This window comes from Bradyrhizobium sp. CB1015, from assembly GCF_025200925.1.
Lineage (GTDB): Bacteria > Pseudomonadota > Alphaproteobacteria > Rhizobiales > Xanthobacteraceae > Bradyrhizobium.
Genome location: NZ_CP104174.1, coordinates 6,877,631 through 6,901,881 on the forward strand (window position 1 = coordinate 6,877,631; position 24,251 = coordinate 6,901,881).

General features: G+C 64.7%; 25 protein-coding genes, 1 other RNA gene and 1 pseudogene. 9 read left to right on the forward strand and 18 right to left on the reverse strand.

The window, feature by feature from the left end:
* Positions 1-103: 103 nt before the first annotated feature.
* The 5 genes from N2604_RS32305 to miaA all read right to left on the reverse strand — a co-directional run bounded on the left by N2604_RS32305 (position 104) and on the right by miaA (position 5,389).
* On the reverse strand, positions 104-799 hold the full coding sequence (locus N2604_RS32305; protein ID WP_260372027.1) for a class I SAM-dependent methyltransferase: 696 nt from the start codon (positions 797-799) through the stop codon (positions 104-106).
* Between the two features lie 3 nt (positions 800-802).
* Positions 803-1,345, reverse strand: coding sequence for an acetolactate synthase small subunit (gene ilvN, locus N2604_RS32310; protein WP_080139379.1), 543 nt, complete (start codon positions 1,343-1,345; stop codon positions 803-805).
* Between the two features lie 23 nt (positions 1,346-1,368).
* Positions 1,369-2,340 carry a threonine dehydratase gene (locus N2604_RS32315; RefSeq protein ID WP_260372028.1) on the reverse strand — a complete coding sequence of 324 codons (972 nt, stop codon included), beginning with the start codon at positions 2,338-2,340 and terminating at the stop codon, positions 1,369-1,371.
* Between the two features lie 4 nt (positions 2,341-2,344).
* Positions 2,345-4,120 carry an acetolactate synthase 3 large subunit gene (locus tag N2604_RS32320; RefSeq protein ID WP_260372029.1) on the reverse strand — a complete coding sequence of 592 codons (1,776 nt, stop codon included), beginning with the start codon at positions 4,118-4,120 and terminating at the stop codon, positions 2,345-2,347.
* 327 nt (positions 4,121-4,447) lie between these two features.
* Positions 4,448-5,389 (reverse strand): tRNA (adenosine(37)-N6)-dimethylallyltransferase MiaA, encoded by a 942-nt coding sequence (gene miaA, locus N2604_RS32325; RefSeq protein ID WP_260372030.1) that lies wholly within the window; start codon positions 5,387-5,389, stop codon positions 4,448-4,450.
* A gap of 11 nt (positions 5,390-5,400) precedes the next feature.
* On the opposite strand from miaA, the gene serB reads away from it, so the two are divergent.
* Positions 5,401-6,306 carry a phosphoserine phosphatase SerB gene (gene serB / locus N2604_RS32330; protein WP_260372031.1) on the forward strand — a complete coding sequence of 302 codons (906 nt, stop codon included), beginning with the start codon at positions 5,401-5,403 and terminating at the stop codon, positions 6,304-6,306.
* Positions 6,307-6,443: 137 nt separating this feature from the next.
* On the opposite strand, the gene N2604_RS32335 is transcribed toward serB, so the two are convergent.
* The 12 genes and pseudogenes from N2604_RS32335 to N2604_RS32390 form a co-directional block, all read right to left on the reverse strand.
* Positions 6,444-7,970, reverse strand: a complete 1,527-nt coding sequence (locus N2604_RS32335; protein ID WP_260372032.1) for a Do family serine endopeptidase — start codon at positions 7,968-7,970, stop codon at positions 6,444-6,446.
* A 142-nt stretch (positions 7,971-8,112) separates the two neighbouring features.
* A complete protein-coding gene (locus tag N2604_RS32340; protein ID WP_172787439.1) occupies positions 8,113-8,319 on the reverse strand; it encodes a DUF2065 domain-containing protein in 207 nt (68 codons plus the stop codon).
* Positions 8,320-8,391: 72 nt separating this feature from the next.
* Positions 8,392-9,288 carry a protease modulator HflC gene (hflC, locus tag N2604_RS32345; RefSeq protein WP_260372033.1) on the reverse strand — a complete coding sequence of 299 codons (897 nt, stop codon included), beginning with the start codon at positions 9,286-9,288 and terminating at the stop codon, positions 8,392-8,394.
* Positions 9,285-10,421, reverse strand: coding sequence for an FtsH protease activity modulator HflK (gene hflK, locus N2604_RS32350; RefSeq protein ID WP_212376320.1), 1,137 nt, complete (start codon positions 10,419-10,421; stop codon positions 9,285-9,287). Before hflK ends, hflC begins: the two co-directional genes overlap by 4 nt.
* A 153-nt stretch (positions 10,422-10,574) precedes the next feature.
* Positions 10,575-11,084, reverse strand: a complete 510-nt coding sequence (locus N2604_RS32355) for a dihydrofolate reductase (RefSeq protein WP_260372034.1) — start codon at positions 11,082-11,084, stop codon at positions 10,575-10,577.
* Positions 11,084-11,569 (reverse strand): GNAT family N-acetyltransferase, encoded by a 486-nt coding sequence (locus N2604_RS32360; RefSeq protein ID WP_260372035.1) that lies wholly within the window; start codon positions 11,567-11,569, stop codon positions 11,084-11,086. The genes N2604_RS32355 and N2604_RS32360 overlap by 1 nt, the downstream gene beginning before the upstream one ends.
* A 6-nt stretch (positions 11,570-11,575) precedes the next feature.
* A complete protein-coding gene (locus tag N2604_RS32365; protein WP_260372036.1) occupies positions 11,576-12,370 on the reverse strand; it encodes a thymidylate synthase in 795 nt (264 codons plus the stop codon).
* Between the two features lie 168 nt (positions 12,371-12,538).
* Positions 12,539-13,481 (reverse strand): IS630 family transposase gene (locus N2604_RS32370; RefSeq protein WP_260370534.1). Its coding sequence is split into 2 segments (ribosomal slippage): positions 12,539-13,144 and positions 13,146-13,481, totalling 942 coding nucleotides; the frame shifts between segments, so codons are not numbered across the junction.
* A gap of 109 nt (positions 13,482-13,590) precedes the next feature.
* Positions 13,591-14,571 (reverse strand): tripartite tricarboxylate transporter substrate binding protein BugD, encoded by a 981-nt coding sequence (locus N2604_RS32375; protein WP_260372037.1) that lies wholly within the window; start codon positions 14,569-14,571, stop codon positions 13,591-13,593.
* A gap of 137 nt (positions 14,572-14,708) precedes the next feature.
* Positions 14,709-16,223 carry a tripartite tricarboxylate transporter permease gene (locus N2604_RS32380; RefSeq protein WP_260372038.1) on the reverse strand — a complete coding sequence of 505 codons (1,515 nt, stop codon included), beginning with the start codon at positions 16,221-16,223 and terminating at the stop codon, positions 14,709-14,711.
* A 7-nt stretch (positions 16,224-16,230) separates the two neighbouring features.
* A complete protein-coding gene (locus N2604_RS32385; protein ID WP_260372039.1) occupies positions 16,231-16,989 on the reverse strand; it encodes a tripartite tricarboxylate transporter TctB family protein in 759 nt (252 codons plus the stop codon).
* A gap of 95 nt (positions 16,990-17,084) precedes the next feature.
* Positions 17,085-17,446, reverse strand: a pseudogene (locus N2604_RS32390) (chromate transporter); the annotation flags it as partial.
* Positions 17,447-17,585: 139 nt separating this feature from the next.
* Here N2604_RS32390 and ssrA point away from each other — a divergent pair.
* The 8 genes from ssrA (at position 17,586) to N2604_RS32430 (ending at position 23,904) form a co-directional block, all read left to right on the forward strand.
* Positions 17,586-17,952, forward strand: a transfer-messenger RNA (tmRNA) gene (gene ssrA / locus N2604_RS32395).
* A 117-nt stretch (positions 17,953-18,069) separates the two neighbouring features.
* The gene (locus N2604_RS32400) at positions 18,070-18,588 is read left to right on the forward strand and encodes an SspB family protein (RefSeq protein WP_260372040.1); all 519 of its coding nucleotides are present in this window, start codon (positions 18,070-18,072) and stop codon (positions 18,586-18,588) included.
* Positions 18,589-18,677: 89 nt separating this feature from the next.
* Complete coding sequence (gene fumC, locus N2604_RS32405; protein ID WP_260372041.1) at positions 18,678-20,111, forward strand: class II fumarate hydratase; 1,434 nt, start codon at positions 18,678-18,680, stop codon at positions 20,109-20,111.
* Positions 20,112-20,387: 276 nt separating this feature from the next.
* On the forward strand, positions 20,388-20,576 hold the full coding sequence (locus tag N2604_RS32410; protein ID WP_260372042.1) for a DUF4169 family protein: 189 nt from the start codon (positions 20,388-20,390) through the stop codon (positions 20,574-20,576).
* The gene (locus tag N2604_RS32415) at positions 20,573-20,824 is read left to right on the forward strand and encodes a ribbon-helix-helix domain-containing protein (protein ID WP_025038043.1); all 252 of its coding nucleotides are present in this window, start codon (positions 20,573-20,575) and stop codon (positions 20,822-20,824) included. Before N2604_RS32410 ends, N2604_RS32415 begins: the two co-directional genes overlap by 4 nt.
* Before the next feature lie 115 nt (positions 20,825-20,939).
* Positions 20,940-21,215, forward strand: a complete 276-nt coding sequence (locus tag N2604_RS32420; protein WP_260372043.1) for a FeoA family protein — start codon at positions 20,940-20,942, stop codon at positions 21,213-21,215.
* A gap of 37 nt (positions 21,216-21,252) precedes the next feature.
* Entirely contained in the window at positions 21,253-23,124 is a 1,872-nt protein-coding gene (locus tag N2604_RS32425; protein ID WP_260372044.1) for a ferrous iron transporter B, read from the forward strand.
* Between the two features lie 282 nt (positions 23,125-23,406).
* Positions 23,407-23,904, forward strand: a complete 498-nt coding sequence (locus N2604_RS32430; RefSeq protein ID WP_260372045.1) for a GNAT family N-acetyltransferase — start codon at positions 23,407-23,409, stop codon at positions 23,902-23,904.
* Positions 23,905-24,003: 99 nt separating this feature from the next.
* Here the strand turns inward: N2604_RS32430 and N2604_RS32435 are convergent, their stop codons facing one another.
* A complete protein-coding gene (locus tag N2604_RS32435; protein WP_260372046.1) occupies positions 24,004-24,246 on the reverse strand; it encodes a hypothetical protein in 243 nt (80 codons plus the stop codon).
* Between the last annotated feature and the right edge of the window lie 5 nt (positions 24,247-24,251).

Here is a 24,251-nt window from a genome sequence, read left to right on the forward strand (position 1 = left end):
TGGGGGAGTCTTCGCTGGCGAAACACCCTCTCCCCAACCCTCCCCCGCAAGCGAGGGAGGGAGCGCAGCTCCGCTCTGGCTGGCTGAATTGATTGCCACTGGTCTAGCCTTGCTCGCCGGCTTTCGGTTTCCGCAGCAGATACGTGCCGTGCATCGGCGCGTGGTAGTCGGCCGAGACCAGGCTGAAGCCGACGTCGGTCAGCATCCGCTCCATCACCCAGCCGAAGGTGGAATATTCGTCGCGCATGTGGGTCACCACGCCCTCGCGGGAGAAATCGTGGTTCTTGATCTGGAAGTCGGCCCATTGCTCGACGTCACGCTCGATCGTGTCGGGCATCGATGAGTAAACAATGTCACGGAGATAAAACGTCGCTCCGGGCTTGAGCGCACGAAAAATCCGCGACATCGCCACCGCCTTCCAGAAATCCGGCAGATGGTGCAGCGTGAACTCGCTGACGATGAGATCGTAGGATTCGGGCCGATAGGCGAAGCTGAGCAGGCCGGCGGATTGGGTGCGCACGGGCGCCTTGCGGTCGCGGGCATAGATCTCGGCCAGCGCCAGCATCGCCGGCGAAATGTCGATGGCGTCGACGTCAGCCCCCATCAACGCCGCCTCGGTGGCGAGCACGCCGTTGCCGCAGCCGATATCGGCGATGCGCCAGCCGCGCTGGACCCCGAGCATCTTCAGCGCGGCGCGCGCCCGCAGATCGGCATCGTCATGGTTGTCGTAGATCGAGGCCACAGCAGGCTCGATCCCCATCCGGTTCCGCTCGTTGTAGTACCAGTCGCGCGCCAGCATGGCTCACATCCCTTCAGGCCCGCGGCCGATCGCGGCAACACCCGTGCGCGACACCTCGACGAGGCCGAGCGGACGCATCAGGTCGATAAATTGATTGATCTTGTCCGTATTGCCTGTGATCTCGAACACAAAGCTCTCGGTGGTGGCGTCGATCACCCGGGCGCGGAACGCATCCGCCAGCCTCAGCGCCTCGACCCGATGCTCGCCCTGCCCGCGCACCTTGACCATCGCGAGCTCGCGCTCGATCGAGCGCTTGGTCTGGGTCATGTCGACGACCTGGTACACCGGAATCATGCGGTCGAGCTGGTTCTTGATCTGCGCGATCACCATCGGCGTGCCCGTGGTGACGATGGTGATGCGCGACAGATGCTTCTGGGCCTCGGTCTCCGAGACCGTGAGGCTCTCGATGTTGTAGCCGCGCCCCGAGAACAGGCCGATGACGCGCGCGAGCACGCCCGGCTCGTTCTGCACGAGCACCGCGAGCGTATGCGTCTCGTTGGGATCGTGACGGTCCTCGATGAAATAGGCGGATGCGGGCTGGTTCATTGTCGTCCCCTCTTGTCTCTCCGTCACGCCATCGCTGGCGCGTCCGTCCCGACCCAACGGCGGAACAGATCGAAATCGATATTGCCGCCGGACAGCACGAGACCGACGCGCTTGCCCTTCAGCTTGCTCTTTTCCTGCAGCGCCGCCGCCAGCGCGGCTGCGCCGGCGCCTTCGGCGAGATTATGCGTATCGGTCCAGTAGGCGCGGATCGCAGCGGCGACCTCGTCGTCGGTGACCTCTACGATGCGCGAGGCGCCCTTGCGGATCAGCGCGAACGCATCCTCGTCGGGGATGCGCGTCGCCATGCCGTCGGCGCGCGTGTTGCTGGTCTCGGTCGTCACGATTTTTCCGGCCGCGAACGACAGCGCATAGGACGGCGCTTCCGTCGACTGCACGCCGACGATCTCGGTCTTCAGGCCGAGCAGGTCGCGCGCCATGATGCAGCCGCAGATGCCGGAGCCCTGCCCGATCGGCACATAGAGGACGTCGAGGTCGGGCACTGCGCGGAACAGTTCGAGAGCGTAGGTCGCAACGCCAAGAACGAGATCCGGGTGGAACGAGGGCACCATGTGGAGTCCGGCCAACTGCGCGCGGCGCTCGGCTTCCTCGCGTGCCGCCTGAAAGTCCTCGCCGTGTTCGACGAGTTCGGCACCAAAGGCCTTCATCGCGCGGTTCTTCTCGACCGAGTTGCCGCGCGGCACATAGATCACCGCGGGCACGCCGTGGCGGCTCGCGGCAAAGGCGAGGCTCTGACCGTGATTGCCGCGCGTCGCCGAGATGATGCCCGCTGCTTTCGGCCGTTCGCGCTTCAGCCGTTCGAGATAGACGAGGCCGCCGCGCACCTTGAAGGCGCCGATCGGCGTGTGGTTCTCGTGCTTGACCACGACCTCGGTGCCGAGCCGACCGGCGAGCAACGGCCAGGCATGTGCCGGCGTTGCCGGCACCGCCTGCCCCACGATCGCATGTGCGCGCTCGAGCTCCCACAGGTCGAACATGGCCTCACACCAGCGCCTTGCCGCCGGCGAATGCCTTCGCGGTCGCCTCGTCGTTGGCCTGCTCCGGCAGCAGCATCTCGTTGTGGGCCTTGCCGGAGGGGATCATCGGGAAGCAGTTTTCGAGTGCCGCGACACGGCAGTCGAACAGCACCGGGCGCCTGACCGAGATCATCTCCTTGATGGCGCCATCGAGATCGGCCGGCTTGTGCACCTGAAGGCCGACGGCGCCGTAGGCCTCCGCGAGCTTGACGAAATCCGGCAGCGCCTCCGAATAGGAATGCGACAGGCGGTTGCCGTGCAGAAGCTGCTGCCACTGGCGCACCATGCCCATGTACTGGTTGTTCAGGATGAAGATCTTGATCGGCAGCTCGTACTGAACCGCCGTCGACATCTCCTGCATCGTCATCTGCACCGAGGCATCGCCCGCGATGTCGATGACGAGGCTGTCCGGATGCGCCACCTGCACGCCGACCGCAGCCGGCAGGCCGTAACCCATGGTGCCGAGACCGCCCGACGTCATCCAGCGATGCGGCTCCTCGAAGCCGTAGAACTGCGCCGCCCACATCTGATGCTGGCCGACCTCGGTCGTGATGTAGGTATCCTTGCCGCGCGTCGCCTCGAACAGGCTCTGGATCGCGTGCTGCGGCAGGATGACGTCGTTGCTCTTCTTGTAATAGAGCGAGTTGCGGGCGCGCCATTGCGCGATCTGCTGCCACCACGACTTGATGTCGGGCTTCTTCGCCTCCGCCTTGAACACCTGGAGGATGTCGCCGAGGACGTTGCCGCAATCACCGATGATCGGCACGTCGACCCGGATGTTCTTGTTGATCGAGGACGGATCGATGTCGATGTGGATCTTCTTCGAGCCGGGCGAGAACGCATCGACGCGGCCGGTGATGCGGTCGTCGAAGCGCGCGCCGACGCACAGCATGACGTCGCAATCATGCATGGCCATGTTGGCCTCATAGGTGCCGTGCATGCCGAGCATGCCGAGCCAGTTCTTGCCCGACGCCGGATAAGCGCCGAGGCCCATCAGCGTCGAGGTGATCGGAAAACCGGTGACCTCGACCAGCTCGCGCAACAGCCTGGTCGCCTCGGGACCGGAATTGATCACGCCGCCGCCGCTGTAGATCACGGGACGCTTGGCGTTCGCGAGCAGCGAGACCGCTTTACGGATCTGCGCCGCATCGCCTTTCAGGCGCGGGGCGTAGGAGCGGTGCACGTCCGATTTGCGCGGCGGATGATAGGTTCCGGTGGCGAACTGCACGTCCTTGGGGACGTCGACCAGCACCGGGCCCGGACGGCCCGAGGTTGCGACGTAGAAGGCCTCATGCAGCACCTTTGCGAGATCGTTGACGTCGCGCACCAGCCAGTTGTGCTTGGTGCAGGGGCGCGTGATGCCGACGGTGTCGCATTCCTGGAACGCGTCGTTGCCGATCAGATGCGTCGGCACCTGGCCGGAGATGCAGACCAGCGGGATCGAGTCCATCAGGGCGTCAGTGAGCGGCGTCACCATGTTGGTGGCACCGGGGCCGGAGGTCACCAGCGCAACGCCCGGCTTGCCGGTTGAGCGCGCATAGCCCTCGGCGGCATGGCCCGCGCCCTGCTCGTGACGGACCAGGATGTGCTGGACCTCGCTCTGCTGGAAGATCTCGTCGTAGATCGGAAGCACCGCGCCGCCGGGATAGCCGAAAATGTCGGTCACGCCGTGATCGATGAGTGCGCGGACGATCATCGCGGCGCCGGTCATCTGGTTCGGGTCGTGGCTCTTGTCGCTCATTGGCTTGCTCCGGATGCGCTGTTGTCAGCGGCTTCATTCGTGTCGGGTTCGGGAAATAAAAAAGGCCCCGAAGAGGGCCCATGCACACCGCCAGTCATGTGGATGGCAGCTAGCCACCCCCGGCGGTGTGCCTGGGTACGACGGCGATAAGGAGTTTGGTAATAATGTTACGCATGGCGGTGCTCGGCTTCCCAAAGGTTGCGCGAAACATAGCGGCCAAAGCCTGAATGTCAAGGCAATGCGGCCGTTCCCGCGCGGCTTTGGCAGTGTAGCGGTGTTCCCCGGGTTCGGCGAGAGGTAAATTCGGGAACCCGGCACAAAAGCGCGTCAATCGAGGTTCCGCTCCGCCGTCACGATCGCCGCGAGCCATCCCCGCGCCTCCTGCGGCCTCACCCATTCGAAGTCCGGCAGCTGGTGCCGGAACCAGGTGAATTGCCGCTTGGCGTAGTGGCGGGTATCGGCGCGGCCGATGCTGGCGGCCTCCTCCAGGCTGAGCTCGCCGCGCAGATGCCGAATCAAGCACGGCACGCCATGGGCCTTCATGGCCGGCAGCAGCGGATCGAGATGCCTGGCGGCGAGCCGCTCGATTTCCTTGAGCGCGCCGGCGCCCAGCATGGCATCGAAACGGGCATCGATGCGGGCATAGAGCTCGTCACGCTCGGGGGCGAGGAAGACCGCGCGAAAATTGTCCTTGGACAGCAGCGGTGGCTGTCCTTCCCGGTGCCAATCGAGCAGCGAACGGCCGGTTGCCTCGACGACCTCGAGCGCGCGGGCGATGCGGGTGCGGTCGCGCAGGTTCAATCGCTCGGCCGCGTGCGGATCGCGCGCTGCAAGTTCCGCGTGCAGCGCCTCGACGCCGTTCCGCTCCAGCCGCGCGCGCACGTCCTCGCGCAGCTCGGCGGGGATCGGCGGCACCACGGAGAGACCTGCGGTCAGCGCCTTGAAATAGAGCCCGGTGCCGCCGATGAAAATCGGCAGACGTCGCTGGTCTCTTGCTTCGTCGAGCGCCTTCGCCGCATCGCTTACCCAGGCACCGGCCGAGAAATTCACGGCGGCATCGACATGGCCATAGAGACGATGCGGCACGAGCGCCTCGTCCGCCGCGGTCGGCCGCGCCGTGATGATGCGCAGGTCACGATAGACCTGCATGGAATCGGCATTGATGACGACGCCGCCGGCGGCGAGCGCGAGCTCGAGCGCCAGCGCCGACTTGCCGCTGGCGGTCGGGCCTGCGATAAGCACGGCCTTGCTCGAATGCCCCTCGCTCACGAAAACCTCAAATGTCCCTCGTCGCCACGCTGATCTGCAACCCCGACAATCCCGCGCTCGACTCGACCATCGTCGACGGCGCCCGCACCGTGCTGCCGCAGGCGGCGCCCGCGCACTGGCTGTTCGACGGGGTTGCGGTCGACATCCCCTTCGGCGCCGACAGTAACCTCGAAGGCGACCGCCACGCCATCGAGCAGCGGTTGCGCGAGCTCCGCGGCGACCTGCCCATCGACATCGTCGTGCAGCCTGTTGGCTTCAGGCGCAAGAAGCTTTTTCTCGCCGACATGGATTCCACCATGATCGGCCAGGAATGCATCGACGAGCTCGCTGATTTCGTCGGAGTCAAGGCGCATGTCGCCGCCATCACCGAACGTGCCATGCGCGGCGAGATCGAGTTCGAGCCGGCGCTGCGCGAGCGCGTCGCGCTGCTCAAGGACCTGCCGGCCAGCGCGGTCGACGAGGTGCTGGCCAAGCGCATCACGCTGACGCCGGGCGGCCGCGAGTTGGTCGCCACCATGCGCGCGAACGGCGCCTATACCTGCCTCGTCTCCGGCGGCTTTACCTTGTTCACGCGCGCGGTCGCCGCCAAGATCGGTTTCCAGGAGAACCGCGCCAACGAGCTCGTCGTGCGCGACGGCAAGTTCACCGGCGAAGTGAAGGAGCCGATCCTGGGCCGCGCCGCGAAGCTCGCGACCCTGGTGGACCTGATGGAATCGTTCGATCTCGACGACATCGACTCGGTCGTGGTCGGCGACGGCGCCAACGATCTCGCGATGATCCAGGCCGCGGGACTGGGGGTGGCCTATCACGCCAAGCCCGCGGTGGCGGCGGCTGCAGCCGCGCGGATCGATCACGGCGATCTCACCGCGCTACTGTATGCACAGGGGTATCGGCGAGACGAGTTCGTGGAGGGGTAGATTTTCTCTCTGTCATTCCGGGCCGACGCGAAGCATCGAACTATGGTGCGCGATTGCGCACCTGAGAATCTCGAGATTCCGGGTCTGGTGCTTGCGCACCATCCCGGAATGACAGTGAGCGTGCAGCTAAGCGCTTTCTACTGCACGCTCAGCGCGACGAAGCGCAGCTCGCCCTCGCCGTTCGAGACCAGCAGCAGCACCGATTTCTTGCCGTCCTTCTTGAGCTGATCGACCCGCTTCTGGATGTCGGCGCCGCTCGACACCGCCTCCTGCGCCACCTCGACGATGACGTCGCCGGCGGACAGGCGCTTCTCGGCGGCGTCCGAATTGGCGTCGACATTGGTGACGACCACGCCCTTGACGCTGTCCTTGATCTTGTAGCGCGTGCGCAGATCCTTGCTCAGCGCCGCGAGATCGAGGCCGAGCGCCTTCTGCGTCGCCGGCTTCTCCGGCGCCGGCTCGTCGGTCTTCACCGCCGCCTGTACCTTGTCGGGATCCTGGAGGCGGCCGAGCGTGACCTTCTTGGTCTCTTCCTGGCCCTTGCGGATGATGACGACGTCGACCTCCTTGCCGACCGCGGTGTCGGCGACGACGCGGGACAGGTCCTTCGGGTCCTTGACGTCCTTGCCGTCGAACTTGACGACGACGTCGCCGGGCTCGATCCCGGCGGGCTTGGCCGGGCCCTTGTCGTCGACGCCGGCAACCAGCGCACCGCGCGCGGGCTTGATGTTGAGGCTCTCGGCGATCTCGTCGGTGACGCTCTGGATGCGCACGCCCAGCCAGCCGCGGCGCAGCTCGCCGAACTGGCGGAGCTGGTCGACGACGCCCACCACCGTCTTCGACGGCACGGCGAAGCCGATGCCGATGGAGCCGCCGGACGGCGATATGATCAGCGTATTGACGCCGATGACGTCGCCGTCGAGGTTGAACAGCGGACCCCCGGAATTGCCGCGGTTGATGGAGGCGTCGGTCTGGATGTAGCTGTCGTACGGCCCTGAGGAGATGTCGCGGTTCTTTGCCGAGACGATGCCGGCCGTCACGGTGCCACCGAGACTGAAGGGATTGCCGATCGCGACCACCCAGTCGCCGAGGCGCAGCTTGTCGCTATCGCCGAACTTCACCGCGACCAGCGGCTTCGGCGGCTTGATCTTGAGCACGGCGAGATCGGTCTTCTTGTCGACGCCGACCAGCTCGGCCTTGATCTTGGTGCCGTCGTTGAGGATGACGTGGATCTCGTCGGCATCCGCAATGACGTGGTTGTTGGTGACGACGACGCCCGCCGTATCGATGATGAAGCCGCTTCCGAGCGAGTTGGTCTTGCGCGGCGGGTTGTTGTCGCCGCGCTCGCCGCCCTTGCTGCCGCCACCGGGACCCCGGCGGTTCTTGAAGAAGTCGTCGAAGAACTCCTCGAACGGCGAGCCGGGCGGCAGTTGCGGCATGGTGTTGCTGCCGCCCCCCTTGGCCTCGACCGTCTGGGAGGTCGAGATGTTGACGACCGCGTCGATCACCTTCTCGGCGACATCGGCGATGCCATCCGGTCCACGCGCATGGGCCGGCGCGCCGAACGCGCTGAAAGCACCGACGGCGAGCGCGGCCAGCCCAATTCGCACACCAAGTCGCACGCGGCGGCGCGAGCGGGACGGGGCAATGGTGGCAGCGGTCATTGTGATCTCCAAGTAAAGGGATTCGGCGCCAGACTGCGCTCGAACGGGGGCACGGCGCAAGCGCGGAGCTTCACGGGCCTCAAGAGCCCGATAATACGGCGAAAACCAGTCTGGCGCCTTCACTTTGGCGTTGGCCGAAGGCCTAAATCGGGCGCCGCATAACCCAGATCAGGACCAGTCCGGCCACGGCCGAGGCGATCCCGACCGCCCGCAGGATGTTGTCCGGAGTGGCGATGGCGCTTTTCATGGCTTTGCGCATCCAGTTCGGACTGGCCGCGAACATCAAGCCTTCGAGCACGAACAGGATGCCTAGGCCGATGAGGAAGTCGGCGAACGCAATGGACCTCATCGGAATGGAACCTCCCGTTATGCTGTTCTTGTCTGGACAAAGGGCGGCGAAATCCGCCGCCCTTTGTCTAGCTTACGGCTTCGCCGGCGTCTCGGTTGCCATCTTGCCGGACGGGTTACTGAAGTACCGGAAGAAATCCGAATCCGGCCGCAGCAGGAAGCGGGTGTCGTTCGCACGCAGCCCGTTCTCATAGGCCGTCATCGACCGGTAGAAGGCGAAGAAGTCGGCGTCCTTGCCATAGGCCTCCGCAAACAGGCGGTTGCGCTCGGCATCGCCCGCGCCGCGGGTCTGCTCAGCCTGCGAATTGGCCTCCGCGATGATGACGGTCGCCTCGCGGTCGGCCTTGGACTTGATCTCCTGGGCCTTCTGTCCACCCTGTGCCCGGAACTCGGCGGCCTCGCGCTCACGCTCGGTCTTCATGCGCAGATAGACCGCCTGGCTGTTCTGCTCCGGCAGGTCGGCACGGCGGATCCGGACGTCGACGACCTCGATGCCGTAGCCGTCCGCCTCGCGATCCAGCTGGTCGCGGATGCGCAGCATCAGCTTCTCGCGGTCGTCGCGCACCACGTTGATGAAGGTGACCTCGCCGAGCACGCGGCGCAGCGCCGCGTTCAGGAGCGTGGTGAGCTGGATGTTGGCAGCCTGGATCGAGCCGATGCTTTGATAGAAGCGCAGCGCATCCTTGATGCGGTAGCGCGCGAAGGCGTCGACGACGAGCCGCTTCTGGTCGGACGCGATCGCTTCCTGCGACGGATTCTCCAGATCGAGGATCCGCTTGTCGATGTTGATCACCGAATTCCACGGCGCCTTGAAATGCAGGCCGGGGGCGGTGACGACGTCGACGGGCCGGCCGAACTGGAGCACGATGGTCTGCTCGGTCTGCTGTACCGTGAACAGCGACATGTAGCCGACGATCAGGACCAGGAGCAGCCCGAGCAGCGTGACGAAACCTGTAACCGGAGACCTCATCGGCTGCCTCCGCTCGACTGCGGACCGGTGGTAGGCGGTCGCTTGGTCGTCAGTTCGGGAAGCGGCAGATAGGGCACGATGCCCTGCCCCGAGGCGCCGCCGTCATAGACGAGCTTGTCGGCGCCGCCGAGGACGCGCTCCATCGTCTCAAGATAGATCCGTTCACGCGTCACGTCGGGCGCTTTCTTGTATTCCTCGTAAACTTTCAGAAAGCGCGCGCTCTGGCCCTTGGCCTCGGCGACCGCTTGCTCCTTGTAGCCTTCGGCGGCCTGAAGGATCTGCGCTGCACGTCCGCGCGCCTGCGGCACCACCTGGTTGGCGTAGGTCTGCGCTTCGTTCTGCAGCTGCTCGAGATTGGCGCGCGCCGCCTGCACGTCGCGGAAGGCGTCGATCACCTGCGCCGGCGGATCCACCTTCTGCATCTGCACTTGGCTGATTTGAATGCCCGCGCCGTAGCTGTCCAAGGTCCTCTGGATCAGTTCATGCACGTTCTGCTCGGTGACGTTCCGCGCGCCGGTCAGGATCGGCTGGATCTGCGAGCGGCCGATCACCTCGCGCATCGCGCTCTCGGCGACCGCCTTCACGGTGCCTTCGGGATTCTGAATGTTGAAGAGGAAATCGCCGACGCCGTCCGGCTTGATGCGCCAGAGCACGGTGAAGTCGACGTCGACGATGTTCTCGTCGCCGGTCAGCATCAGGCTCTCTTCCGGCACGTCACGAACTGAGCGGCCGCGCCGCGCCGGATCGTCGATCAGCGTCATGCCGATGGAGATGGTGTTGACGCGCAGCGCCTTCGGCAGCAGCACTGTCTCGATTGGATAAGGCAGATGGTAGTTCAGGCCCGGCTGCACGGTGCGGACATGCTTGCCGAAGCGCAGCACGACGCCGAGCTCTTCGGACTGCACGCGGAAGAAGCCCGACAGCAGCCAGAATGCAACGATCAGCAGGATGATCAGCGTGATGCCGACGCCGGAGAAATAACCACCCGGCATGATCTGCTGGAGGCGGTCCTGGCCGCGCCGCAGAAGGTCCTCCAGATCCGGCGGCCTCGGCCCGACCGGTTGCGGACCTGAGCCCCATGGTCCCTTTGGACCCGAGCCCCACGGGCCACCGCCCTGATTCTTCCACGGCATTCGACGCTCTCCTCGGCAGGGTGGAATTGCCCCCGCCCGCTTTGTCCGGTCCGGCTTTATAGGGGACAGGCAGGTCCCTTACAACGCAGCCCTGGCCGTCTTCCGAGCTATGCTCGGGCGCGAAAAAGTCAATGTAAACATTGACGAAAGCGGTTAATGGCCGCGCCGCCGACGATATGTCACATAGGAGACGTCGGCGCTGTCGTCGGGGCCGGCAGGGTGGCGGATGCGTTCAACCTCGTCCCATTCCGCCTTGTCGATGTCGAAATGCGTATCGCCTTCCGGCCGCGCGTGCACTTCGGTGATCTCGAGGCGGTCGGCGCGATCAAGCCATTGCCGGAAGATCTCGGCGCCGCCGATCACCGCGATCTCAGTGACCGAACGCCGCAGGGCGTCGCCAAGCGCGACCGCGCCGGCATCCGCTGGCGACGTCGTGACGATGGCGCCATTGGCGCGATAAGCGGCATCGCGCGTGACCACGATGTTGGTGCGGCCCGGCAGCGGCCGGCGCAGGGTCTCGAAGGTCTTGCGGCCCATGATCACGGGCTTGCCGATCGTCAGCGCCTTGAATCGCGCCATATCGGACTTCAATCGCCATGGCATCGCATTGCCCGCGCCGATGACGCCATTCTCCGCGATCGCGACGACGAAGACGATCTCCATCAGGCAGAGCTCCCGGCAAGCCGTGTCAGCGCAGGCCCGGTGACGCGGCAAAGCGTCCAGTCGTCCATCATGACCGCGCCAAGCGATTTGTAGAACGCGATCGAGGGTGCGTTCCAGTCGAGCACCGCCCATTGCAGGCGCGACCAGCCGTTGTCGACGCATTCCCTGGCGAGATAGGCCAGCAGCGCCTTGCCGAGGCCCTTGCCGCGATGCGACGGCCGGACATAGAGATCTTCGAGATAGATGCCGTGGCGGCCGCTGAAGGTGGAGAAATTGAGAAACCACACCGCGAAGCCGACCGGCTCGCCGTTCCACTCCGCGATCGCGCAATAGAGCTGCGGCCTCTCGCCGAACAGCGCGTCGGCGATGTCGGCCTCGGTCGCCTCCACCTCGTGCGTGAGCTTTTCGTATTCGGCGAGCTCGCGGATGAAGGACAGAACGAGCCCGGCTTCCCCGGGCCGTGCACGGCGGATGGCGAGCGACATAGGGCGCTAGACCGCCACTTCGGCCTTGATGTGCGGATGCGGATCGTAGCCGACGAGCTCGAAGTCCTCGTAGCGGAAGGAGAAGATGTCCTTCACATCGGGATTGATCCGCATCACCGGCAGCGCGCGCGGGGCGCGGCTGAGCTGGAGCCGCGCCTGCTCCAGATGGTTGGAATAAAGATGCGCATCGCCGAACGAATGTACGAAGTCGCCGGGCTTGAGGCCGGTGACCTGCGCGACCATCATGGTGAGCAGCGCGTAAGAGGCGATATTGAAGGGCACGCCGAGAAACACGTCGGCCGACCGCTGATAGAGCTGGCAGGACAGCTTGCCGTTCGCGACATAGAACTGGAACAGCAGGTGGCAGGGCGGCAGCGCCATCTTCTCGACGTCGGCCGGATTCCAGGCGGTGACGATCAGCCGGCGGGAATCAGGAGTGCGCTTGATCATGTCGATGACATTGGCAATCTGGTCGATGCTGCGCCCGTCGGCCGTGGGCCAGGAGCGCCATTGATGGCCGTACACCGGGCCGAGATCGCCATTGGCGTCCGCCCACTCGTCCCAAATGGTCACGCGGTTGTCGCGCAGATATTTGATGTTGGTGTCGCCCTTCAGGAACCAGAGCAGCTCATGCACGATCGCCTTCAGCGGCAGCCGCTTGGTCGTCAGCATCGGGAAGCCGGCCGACAAATTGAAGCGCATCTGATGGCCGAACACCGAGAGCGTGCCGGTGCCGGTCCGGTCGGTCTTCTCGGCGCCGTCTGAAAGAATCCGCTCGAGGAGGTCCTGATACTGGTGCATGTTGCGACTGAGCCTTTGGGGAGGCGGCGAACTTAGCGGCCGCCCCCGGACTGCAACAGCGGCGATTCGCTGTCCTCGTCGATTATACCCGGAAAAGTGAGTGTTCCCGGCACAAACGACAAGGGGGCGAAACTCAGCGTTCCGCCCCTCGCCTAGAGCATGATGTTTTTATACGGAAACGTAGCCTGAGTTTTTGAAGTAGTTGGTGCACTCCGTCTCGGAGAAGAGATCGAGGAGTTCACCAGCCTTTCTCCAGGTTGCCTCCACGTCACGGGGCTCGGCAGCTCGCATGAGATGTTTGAGTTTGGCGAAGACCTGCTCGATCGGATTGAGGTCAGGGCTATATGGCGGCAAGAAGATGCGGTGGGCGCCTCTGGCGCGGATGGCTTGGCGAGCCGCTTTGCCCTTATGGCTGCCAAGATTGTCGAGAACGACGATCTCGCCCGGTGCGAGGGTGGGTGCCAACACCTTCTCGACGTACAGCGTGAAGAGCTCACCATTGATGGGACCATCGATCACCCAAGGCGCGCTGATCCGATCGTGACGCAGCGCCGCGATGAAGGTCATGGTCTTCCAATGGCCGAAAGGTGCAGATGCTTGGAGGCGCTGTCCACAAGGCCCCCAGCCGCGTAGCGGCGCCATATTGGTCTTGATCCACGTCTCGTCGATAAAAACCAACCGTGCGACGTCGATCCTGCCTTGATGTGCTTTCCAGCGGGTCCGCTTACGGACGACGTCTGGGCGATCCTGCTCGGCCGGTAGAAGCGTTTTTTTTGAAGCTGAGCCCCTCGGCGTGAACAAAAGTCCACACCGCCCGCACGTCTGTCTTGATCCCCCGTGCAGCCAGCTCCTGCGTCAGCTTGCGCAAGGTGAATGGCCCCGAGCGAATGCGTTTGCGCAGCCAGTCGGCGTTGGCATCCGACAGAACCCGCTTCTTGTGGCCGCCGATCTGGCCGGGCGCCAGGCCTCCGGTATCCCGCCTCAGATTCTTCCACTTCGTCACGCAGGAGGGGCTGATCTGGAGCGCCTCGGCAATCGAACGAACCGTTTCCCCTGCGTCAGCTCGCGCCAAAGCCCGTTCCCGGATGTCTTCCGAATAGGGTCGCGTCATCCATGCTGGCCTCCGCCCTCCAGCATGGATGTTGAATCAGAAATCGCTCCCAGTGGGAATCCCGATTCCAGTCAAAAACAACATGCTCTAGCGCCTTGATCGCCTTCGCTTAATTTGCCGGCTTGAGCACCGGGCTCCACTTCGCGATCTCGTTCTTGACCAGGGTCGCCAGCGCCTCTGGGGTTCGGTCCTTCGGCGCGGGGATGACGCTGCCGAGTTCGAGCAGGCGCTTCTTCACAGTCTCGTCGTCGAGCGCCTTGACGGCGGCAGCATTCAGGCTCGCCACGATCGCAGGCGAGGTCCCCTTCGGCGCGAACATCGCATTCCAGGCCTGAGCCTGGAACTTCGGCAGGCCCGCTTCCGCCGTCGTGGGCACGTTCGGCAGCGACGGATTGCGCTCGGCCGTGGCGATCGCATAGGCCTTGATGGTGCCGGCATTGATCTGCGGGACGGCGTTGACGATCTGGTCGCACATGTAGTCGACCTGCCCCGCCACCAGCGCGTTCATCGCAGGTCCCGTGCCATTGAAGGGCACACCGACGGGCTTGATGTCGAGGATCGAGTGGAGGAGCTCGCACGAGACATGCGAGACCGAGCCGACGCCGGCATGCGCGGCGTTCACCTTCTCGGCATTCGCCTTCACATAGGTGACAAACTCCTTGAGGTCCTTCGGCGGAAAGTCCTTGCGCGCCAGGATCAGGATCGGCGTGCCAGCCAGCAGGGCGATCGGCTCGAAGTCTTTCTCCGGGTGATAGGCCAGCTTCGGATAGAGCGGCACAGAGGCGGCATGCGTGCCCATATGCCCGGTGATCAGCGTATAGCCATCATTGGCCGCACGCGCGGCACGCGTCGTGGCGGTGGTGCCGCCGGCACCGACCACGTTCTCGATGATGATGCTCTGCGCCAGCGTCCGCGCCATGTGCCCGGTGACGATGCGTGATATCACGTCAGTCGGCCCGCCGGCAGCAAAGGGCACGATCATGGTAATGCTCCGCGTCGGATAGGTCTGCGCCTCAGCGGTTGCGATGAAGGCGCCCAGCGATGCTATCGCTGCTGCACATGCGCCTGTGAGCGCGCGAATTAACGTCATGGCGATCCCCCTTGACACAATAAAATGCCGGCCCAAAGGCCGGCATTTCCATTTCACAAAGCCGTAACACAAGTCGATGCGACTTCCGAATGCGGCGCGCCGACGCAGGACCGAAGCCGACTTGGGCGCGGACGACCTCAGTTCTCGGACTCGGTGAACACCTCGTCGCGCTTGGCGCGCAACACGGGGAGCACCGTCAGGACAAGCAGGCTCGCCGCGACCGCAAGCAGCACCGCCGACAACGGACGCGTCAGGAACACGCTCCAGTCGCCACGCGAGATCAGCAGCGCCCGGCGCAGGTTCTCTTCCATCAGCGGTCCGAGCACCATGCCGAGCAGCAACGGCGCCGGCTCGAAATCGTGCTTGATCAGCCAATAGCCGACGAGACCGAAGATGCCCGCGAGGATGACGTCGACCGGCGCGTTGTTTACCGAATAGATGCCGATCGCGCAGAAGATCACGATCGAGGGGAACATCAGCCGGTAGGGCACGCGCAAGAGCCGCACCCAGATTCCGACCAGCGGCAGGTTGATGATGATCAGCATCAGATTGCCGATCCACATCGAGGCGATCATGCCCCAGACGAGATCCGGCTGCTTCTGCATCACCTGCGGACCGGGCACGATGCCATGGATGGTCATTGCGCCCACCATCAGCGCCATCACCGCGTTCGGCGGGATACCGAGGGTGAGCAGCGGAATGAACGAGGTCTGTGCCGCAGCGTTGTTGGCACTCTCCGGCCCCGCCACGCCCTCAATCGCGCCGCGGCCGAACCGCGACGGGTTCTTGGCGAGCTTCTTCTCCAGCGTATAGGCCGCGAAGGATGCGATCACGGCGCCGCCGCCGGGCAGGATGCCGAGGATCGAGCCGAGCACGGTGCCGCGCAGGATCGGCGGCGTCGAATCGGCCAGGTCCTTCCTGGTCGGCATCAGTCCGGTGATCTTCTGCTGCACGAGGTCGCGGTTCATCTCGGCGCCATGGTCGAGATTGCGGATGATCTCGGCGAAGCCGAACACACCCATCGCCACCGTCGCGAAGCCGAGGCCGTCGGCGAGCTCCGGAATGTTGAAGGCCATGCGCGAGGCGCCGGTCTCGATGTCCGAGCCGACCATCGACAGCAGAAGGCCGAACACGATCATCGCGATCGCCTTCAGCACCGAGCCCTTCGCCAGCACGACCGCGAAGATCAGGCCGAGCACCATCAGCGAGAAATACTCGGCCGGGCCGAATGCCAGCGCGAGCTTCGTCAGGGGGGCGCCGAGCAGGGCGATCAAGACGGTCGCGACGCAGCCGGCGAAGAACGAGCCGATCGCGGCGATCGCCAGCGCCGGGCCGGCACGGCCTTGCTTCGCCATCTGGTGACCGTCGATGGCGGTCACGACCGATGTCGCCTCACCGGGTATGTTGACCAGGATCGACGTGGTCGAGCCGCCATATTGCGCGCCGTAATAGATGCCGGCGAGCATGATCAGCGCGCCGACCGGCGGCAGTCCGAAGGTGATCGGCAGCAGCATGGCGACGGTCGCGATGGTTCCGATGCCAGGGAGAACGCCGACCAGCGTGCCGACAAGGGCGCCGATCAGGCACATCAGGAGGTTGATCGGGGAGAACGCGACGGCGAAGCCGTGAGCGAGGTTGGCAAAGATATCCATCACGCCCTCACTGGACCAGGAAACGCGGATACATCGGCATCGGCAGCCCGAGCACGTACGGGAACAGGATCGCACAGCCGAGCGTCAGGCAGGCGCCGACGATGGCCGCTTCCAGCCAGCGCGTCTCGTGCGAGCCCGTCGCCGCGATCATGAAGCTGGCAAAAGCCGCGACCACGAGGCCGAGCGGCCGGATCGCCAGCGCGAAGAACAGGATCGCCGCCATCACGAACAGCGGCCCGCGCCAGGAATAATGGGCAAGCGCCGGTCCCTCCGTGATCAGGCCGGTCAACGCGACGCCGGCAGACAGGGCAACCAGCAGCCCGCCGAACATACGTGGCGCAGTGCCCGCACCGAAGGAGAAGCCACGCATGCCCTGCAAATCACTCGACGCCCATAGCGCGAACAGGGCGACTGCCATCAGAACGACGCCGCCGACATAATCTTGCGCCGAACGAATGGTCATGAACAGCGTGAGGATGGCCACCGCAAACAGCGGATAGGAATAGATCAGCGCCAGCAGCACCTCGGACGACATCTTGGCGCCGCCGCCAAACGATCCGAATATGGCGCTGGGCGCGCCGGCCAGCAGCGCCGTCGCGTGGCTGGTGACGACCGCCGCCGGACCGCGGCCGGTCCCCCAGCCGAAGATCGTCCCGATCGACCAGATCAATTCGAAAATCTGCGGCGCAATCGCCAGCAGACAAAAGCCGAGCGCCAACCGGGTGTTTCGGGTGGCTGTCGCTGAGTGGCCCATCGTGTCGGCCATGCCTGTCTCCTCCGCGACCTGTAAGTCACGAGCACTGTTGTTCTAAATCGGCTGGAACTGGATACCCCGCCCGGATCACTGCCTAGCGATTTTCATCAGACAATGCCAGCAAAACCCAACACGCCGCCGGCAAGCCAAAGCCAGACTGGATTGATGCGCGAGATGGAGGCGACCACCGCAACCATCGCGGTCAGAAGCAGTGCAGCAATTGTGCGATCGCGGGGATCAGGGCGCTCGCTGCCATCAAAACGATCGACAGCGGAACCAGTGCAGCCTGGATCAGGGCGGCCGACGCGATCGGCTGGGCCGGTTCAGGAGCCGGATGACATAATAGGCAAGCAGCGCCGTCGGCAGGCACATCGCCGGCGATGCCCGCGACCGCCTAGCCGATTAACGTCACGATAAGCACGTTTGGACCTGGCGAAAGCTGAGCGATGGCGCAGGCATCCATGAACCGCCAGCGGATCCGCCCTCTTGAGCAGCGGCGTCGTCACGCGCAAGACCACCGCGATCAAGAGCCCGACCGCCGCGCAGGAGAGTGGGGCCAAGGCGGCCCCAAACCTATCCAAAGGGAACCGCAGGATCGCGCTTCCAACCCTCTGTTTTTCGGGAGCTTTGCCCCCTATATTGGGGGTGCCGGTTCGCCGGCTATGGAAATAAACGGTCGCCGTAATAAACCATTCGGACCCGGGGGCGGTACCCGGCGCCTCCACCAAAGCCCAGCATCGGGCGAACTTGAAGCTGGGCTTTGGCGGGGGCGAAATAGGATCGACGAGGGCGTAAAGGGCGTGCTTTTTCCCGGTATTGTTCCGCCGTTATCGGGCTACTGCAATAGTTGCCAACGACAACTTTGCTCCGGTTGCTCAGGCTGCGTAACGCAGTTTGAAAGACCACTCTAAAGTCCTAGCGGGTTAAGCTCCGCTAGGCGGGGTTCGGAGGCACCTGGCAACAGAAGCCTCCACTTTGCTCTTTTGATTTCTTCCCCGGCGGGGACTCCTGCTCACCCGTCAGGCGCGGTACTATTGCGGCTTGGCGAGTCGGATCGGCAGGGTCCGGCTTCGGGGATGCAACAGGACCACCATGGCGACCGATCATATCCGATACGATGTGCTGGCCCGCGACGCGCTGCGCGGCGTGCTGCGGAAGGTGCTGACCGATGCCGCGGCCCATGGCCTGCCGGGCGAACACCATTTCTTCATCACCTTCGTGTCGAAGGCCGAGGGCGTGAAGCTGTCGCCGCGGCTGCTCGCGCAATATCCGGAGGAGATGACGATCATCCTCCAGCACCAGTTCTGGGACCTGACCGTGCTCGAGGACCGCTTCGAGGTCGGCCTGTCCTTTGGCGGCATTCCGGAGCGGCTGGTGGTGCCGTTCAGTGCCATCAAGAGCTTCCTCGATCCGTCCGTGAAGTTCGGCCTCCAGTTCGACACCTCCGACGTCGCCGAGGTCGCGCCGGACAATCTGCCGGCAGCGCCCGCGCCATCGGCCGTTTCGGTCCCGGCACCTGCCGCGGAGAAGGCGGAAGCTGCCGACGAGCCGAACCCGCCGAGCCAGGGCGGTGCCGAGGTCGTGCGGCTCGATCGTTTCCGCAAGAAATGATCTAGGTTGGCCGCGACGCCGTCGCGCCCGCCCCAACTGCCTATATAGAGAAGCACATGAAGAGGCCGTGCGGCGTTTCGCGCGGCAGAATGGATGTGCTCATGGCCAAAGCTTCCCGCTCGAAGACCGCCCGCCCCGCGACCCGCACCGAGACCGATAGTTTCGGTCCCATCGAGGTGCCCGCCGACCGCTATTGGGGGGCGCAGACCGAGCGCTCGCGCCAGAACTTTCGCATCGGTACCGACCGCATGCCGATCTCGCTCGTGCATGCACTCGGCATGGTCAAGCTCGCCGCCGCGCAGTCCAATCTCGAGCTCGGACTGCTCGACCAGCGCCGCGCCAATGCCATCGTCCGCGCCGCGCGCGAGGTGATCGAGGGCAAGCTGGACGATCATTTCCCGCTTGTGGTGTGGCAGACCGGCTCGGGCACGCAGAGCAACATGAACCTCAACGAGGTGATTGCCAACCGCGCCAACGAGCTGCTCGGCGGCGAGCTCGGCGCCAAGAAGCCGGTGCATCCCAACGATCACGTCAACATGAGCCAGTCTTCGAACGACTCCTTCCCGACCGCGATGCACATCGCGGCGGCAAGCCGCATCAACGCCGATCTCGTCCCTGCCCTCGCCGAGTTGCTGCGCGCGCTGCGCAGGAAGGAGAAGGAGTTTTCGAAGATCGTGAAGATCGGCCGCACCCATACCCAGGATGCTACGCCGCTGACGCTCGGTCAGGAATTCTCCGGCTATGCCGCGCAGGTCGAAAGTGGCATCGCTCGGCTCAAGATCGCGGTGAAGGACCTCTATCCGCTGGCGCAGGGCGGCACCGCCGTCGGCACCGGCCTGAACTCGAAGCCGCGCTTTGCAAAGCTGTTTGCCAAGCATGTCGCCGGGATCACTAAGCTGCCCTTCACCAGCGCCGCCAACAAATTCGAGGCGCTGGCCTCGAACGATGCCTATGTGCTGGCGCACGGCGCCATCAATTCTGTCGCGACCGGCCTGTTCAAGATCGCCAACGACATCCGCCTGCTCGGCTCCGGTCCGCGCTCGGGCCTCGGCGAATTGATCCTGCCGGAGAACGAGCCCGGCTCCTCGATCATGCCGGGCAAGGTCAACCCGACCCAGTGCGAGGCGATGACCATGGTGTGCTGCCAGGTGTTCGGCAATCACACCGCGATCACGGTCGCCGGCAGCCAGGGCCATTTCGAGCTCAACGTCTACAAGCCGGTGCTGGCCTACAACATGCTGCACTCGATTCGCCTGATGGCGGATGCCGCGCGCTCCTTCACCGAGCATTGCGTCAGCGGCATCCGCGCCGACGAGAAGCGCATCAGGGAGTTGATGCAGCGCTCGCTGATGCTGGTGACGGCGCTGGCCCCGAAGATCGGCTACGACAACGCCGCCAAGGTGGCCAAGACGGCGCATACCAACGGCACCACACTGAAGGAGGAGGCGCTGCGGCTCGGCTTCGTCTCGGCCGACGAGTTCGACCGCCTGGTACGCCCCGAGAAGATGACCAACCCGGGATAATTCCGAATTCCGATAGCCATCCGTAATGATACGGACGCGCGTCGCCCAAAAATATGCGGCTTTGGGGGCGGGATTTGATTACCGTCAATGTTGCGGCGGGGCGGCGTGTTACGCAGCCCTACTGCCCTCGACGGGGCGAATTTCATCCTTTGATGGCCCCAAGGGCCGATTGACGAGGACGAGCGAATGGCGATCAAGTCTTCTGGGGCGCAATGCGGCGCCCTGTTTCTGAATGTTTCATCCTGCCTGAAGAGGATCGGATGATGGAGACGCGGCATGGGGAACGTCATCAACCTGAATCGTTTCAGGAAGCGCGTCGCGCGGGAAGCCTCGGCGAAGCAGGCGGACGCCAACCGGGCGAAATTCGGGCGCACGAAGGCGGAACGGTCGTCCGAGGCGAAGCAGGCGGACCAGGCCAAGGAGCATCTGGACCAGCACCGGATCGATCGCGAGGAGCAGCCATGAAGTCGCCGGTCGTGAAACGGTCGATCGTCGTCGCCGGCCACAAGACCAGCGTCAGCCTGGAAGAGGCGTTCTGGAACGGCATGAAAGAGATCTCCGGCCTGCGCAACATGACGTTGTCCGAGCTGGTCGGCGAGATCGACAACAACCGCCAGCAGGGCAATCTGTCGTCGGCGATCCGTCTGTTCGTCCTGGACTACTTCAAGAGCCGCGCCATGGCCGCCCAGCCGGACAAGGTCCCGGCCCAGTAGCCGTCGGAGGGCGCCCGTGACGGCGCCCGGCCCCTGCACTTTAAAATCGCTCTAAGGTGCAGCTTCGGCGGGCGGCCGCGCTTGACCTCAATGCCCGGCGTTGAAAATACAGGGCATGACCGACACCATTAATACGCGTTCGCACATGCCGCTGGGTCTGGCCCAGCGCGGCTATACCGGCGTCATCCAGCACCTCGCCGCCAAGCAGGCGGGCTCGGCGCTTTCGGACATCGAGCTCGAGAGCCGCCTGATCGAGCTCGGCTTCGTCGAGGGCGCCCGGGTCGAGATCTTGCATGAGGGGCTGGTCGGGCGCGATCCGATCGCGGTACGGGTCGACAGCATCACGATCGCGGTCCGCCGTCGCGAAGCCATGGCCATTATCGTCGCCTGAACGCGCGACCGGAATCTTGCCCCAGGCCCTTGATCCCATGGAAGCACCCCTGCTGCATCTCGCCCTGGTCGGCACGCCCAACAGCGGCAAGACCTCGCTGTTCAACGCGCTGACCGGCAGCCGGCAGAAGGTCGCGAACTATCCCGGCGTCACGGTCGAGCGCAAGGAAGGCTTCTTCGTCACCCCGCTCGGCCGCCAGGTCTCCGTGGTCGACCTGCCCGGCACCTATTCGCTGCGCGGCCGCAGCCCGGACGAGGAGATCACCCGCGACTTCGTGCTCGGCAAGGCCTCCGGCGAGATCGTGCCCGACATCGTGCTGTGCGTCGCCGATTCCACCAATCTGCGCCTGACCATCCGCCTGCTGCTGGAGCTGAAGCGCACCGGGCGGCCGATGATCCTCGTGCTCAACATGTTCGACATCGCAAGCCGCCGCGGCATCGATGTCGACGTCGAGCGGCTCGCCAAGGAGCTCGACGTGCCCGTGGTCACCTCGATCGCGGTGCGCAAGGGCGGCACGGCCGACCTGCTCAAGCTGACCGACGAGATCTCAGCCAAGCTCGCCGCTGAGCCGCAGGACAACAGCTGGCGCGCGCTCAGCGTCAGCGAATTGCGCGCGACCCAGCGCGAGGCCGACCGCATCATCGCCGACTGCGTCAGCCTGCCTGCCCGCCCCGACACCTGGACCGCACGGATCGACGCCGTGGTGCTGCATCCGGTCGGCGGGCTAATCGTGCTCGCGCTGATCCTGTTCGTGATGTTCCAGGCGGTGTTCGCGTGGGCGCAGCCGGTGATGGAGCTGCTGAAGTCCGGCTTCGACTCGCTCGGCGAGCTGGTGCAAGCCACCCTGCCCGACGGCTTGCTGCAAAGCTTCCTGCAGAACGGCGTGATCTCCGGCGTCGGCAGCGTCATCGTGTTCCTGCCGCAGATCATCCTCATCTTCCTGTTCATCCTGCTCCTGGAAGATTTCGGCTACATGGCGCGCGCGGCGTTCCTGATGGACCGCATCATGGGCGGCGCCGGGCTGCACGGCCGCGCCTTCATACCGCTGCTGTCGAGCTTTGCCTGCGCCATTCCCGGCATCATGGCGACACGCGTCATCGACAACAAGCGCGACCGGTTGACCACGATCCTGATCGCGCCGCTGATGACCTGCTCGGCGCGCATCCCGGTCTATACGCTGGTCATCTCCGCCTTCATTCCGGCCAAGGACATCTGGGGCTTCATCAATCTGCAAGGCCTCGTGATGTTCGGGCTCTACGCCACCGGCATCGTCAGCGCGCTCGTCGTCTCGTTCCTGATCAAGTTCTTCATGCTGCGCGACTTTGCGCCGGCGCCGTTCATGTTGGAGCTGCCGGACTACAAGATGCCGCGGGTGAAATCCATCGTGATCGGCATCTATACCCGCGCCAAGATGTTCTTGCAGCGCGCCGGCACCACGATCTTCTCGATGATGGTGCTGATCTGGTTCCTGGCCTCGTTCCCGCAGCCGCCCGCGGGCGCGACCGGGCCGGCCATCGAGTTCAGCCTCGCTGCGATGATCGGCAAGGCGCTCGAACCCCTGCTCGCCCCCGTCGGCTTCAATTGGCAGATCGCGGTGGCCTTGATCCCGGGCATGGCGGCGCGCGAGGTCGCGGTCGCGGCGCTCGGCACCGTCTATGCGATCGAGGGCGGCAAGGAAGCAGCCGAGCAGATCGGCCAGGTGCTGGCGACGAAATGGTCGCTCGCGACCGCGCTGTCGATGCTGGCCTGGTACATCTTCGCCCCGCAATGCGCCTCCACGCTGGCCGTGATCCGGCGCGAGACCGGCAGCTGGGCCTGGATGGGGGTCACCTTCACCTACATGCTGGTGCTGGCCTATGCGGCGAGCCTCGTGACCTACAACGTCGCGGTCGCGCTGGGCGCGGGCTAGCCCCCTTCCAAAACAAAACTCTCGAAAACAACCCCATGCACAGTAGACGGGGTTCGTGAAATCAATGGGTTACGCGTGTGCCAGTCCGTAGCCCGGAAGAAGCGCGTCGAAATCCGGGAATCTCGCCCAAAGCACCACCGCCCCGGATTACGCTGCGCTCCATCCGGGCTACGAGCCATGGCCCGTTGCCCCGTCGGGCAAAACAGGGGCATGATGTCACGATCAGCCCGCAGCGATAGCAGCATGAACGACGACACGCCACGGAAGCGGCGATCTGTCTCCATGGACCATTTCAGCACCGACCGCCTGACCGCCGAGCGATTGCGCGAGGATCACCTCGCCGACCTCGTCGCGCTGCATCGCGATGCCGAGGTTTCCCGTTTCCTCGGCGGGGTGCGGACGCCCGAGGTCACGAAGGCCTATCTCGCGACCAACATGGCCCATTGGGACCAGCACGGCTTCGGGCTGTGGGCGCTGCGAACCAAAGACGGGGCCTTCGCCGGACGGGCGGGCATTCGGCACATTGTCGTGGACGATGTCGACGAGGTCGAGATCGCCTACGCATTCAAGCGCGAATTCTGGGGCAAGGGATTTGCAAGCGAGGTCGCGACTGCGCTGACGGACATCGGACTGTTACAGCTTGAGCTGCCGTCCCTCATCGGCATCGTCTATGTCGGCAACGCTGCATCCCGCCGTGTGCTGGAGAAGTCGAACTATCTCCTCGAGCGGAGCACGGACCGTCACGGCAACGACGCCGTGATCTACCGCATCCGGCCGTGAGCGGGGCAATTCTCCGTCATTGTGAGCGCGGCGAAGCAATCCAGACTGCCCGAGCGGAAGGATTCTGGATTGCTTCGCTGCATCCGGGCTACGAAGTTCTTACCGGAAATATCCCAGCACGAGATCGACGTCCGCGCTGCGGGCCACGGTGCCGTTCAGCTCGGCGTCGATGACGCGGCGGCAGGCGTCGACCGCGGCGTGGTCGCCGAGATCGTTGGCGGCTTCGAGCACGAGCCAGGCGACGTCCACCGAGGCCTTGTCCGGAGCTGCGCCGCCGAGATCCGCGCTGGCGGCATTGGCCGGAGTCTTCTTGCGAACGGCGGTGCCGAATTGAGGCAACATAGCAG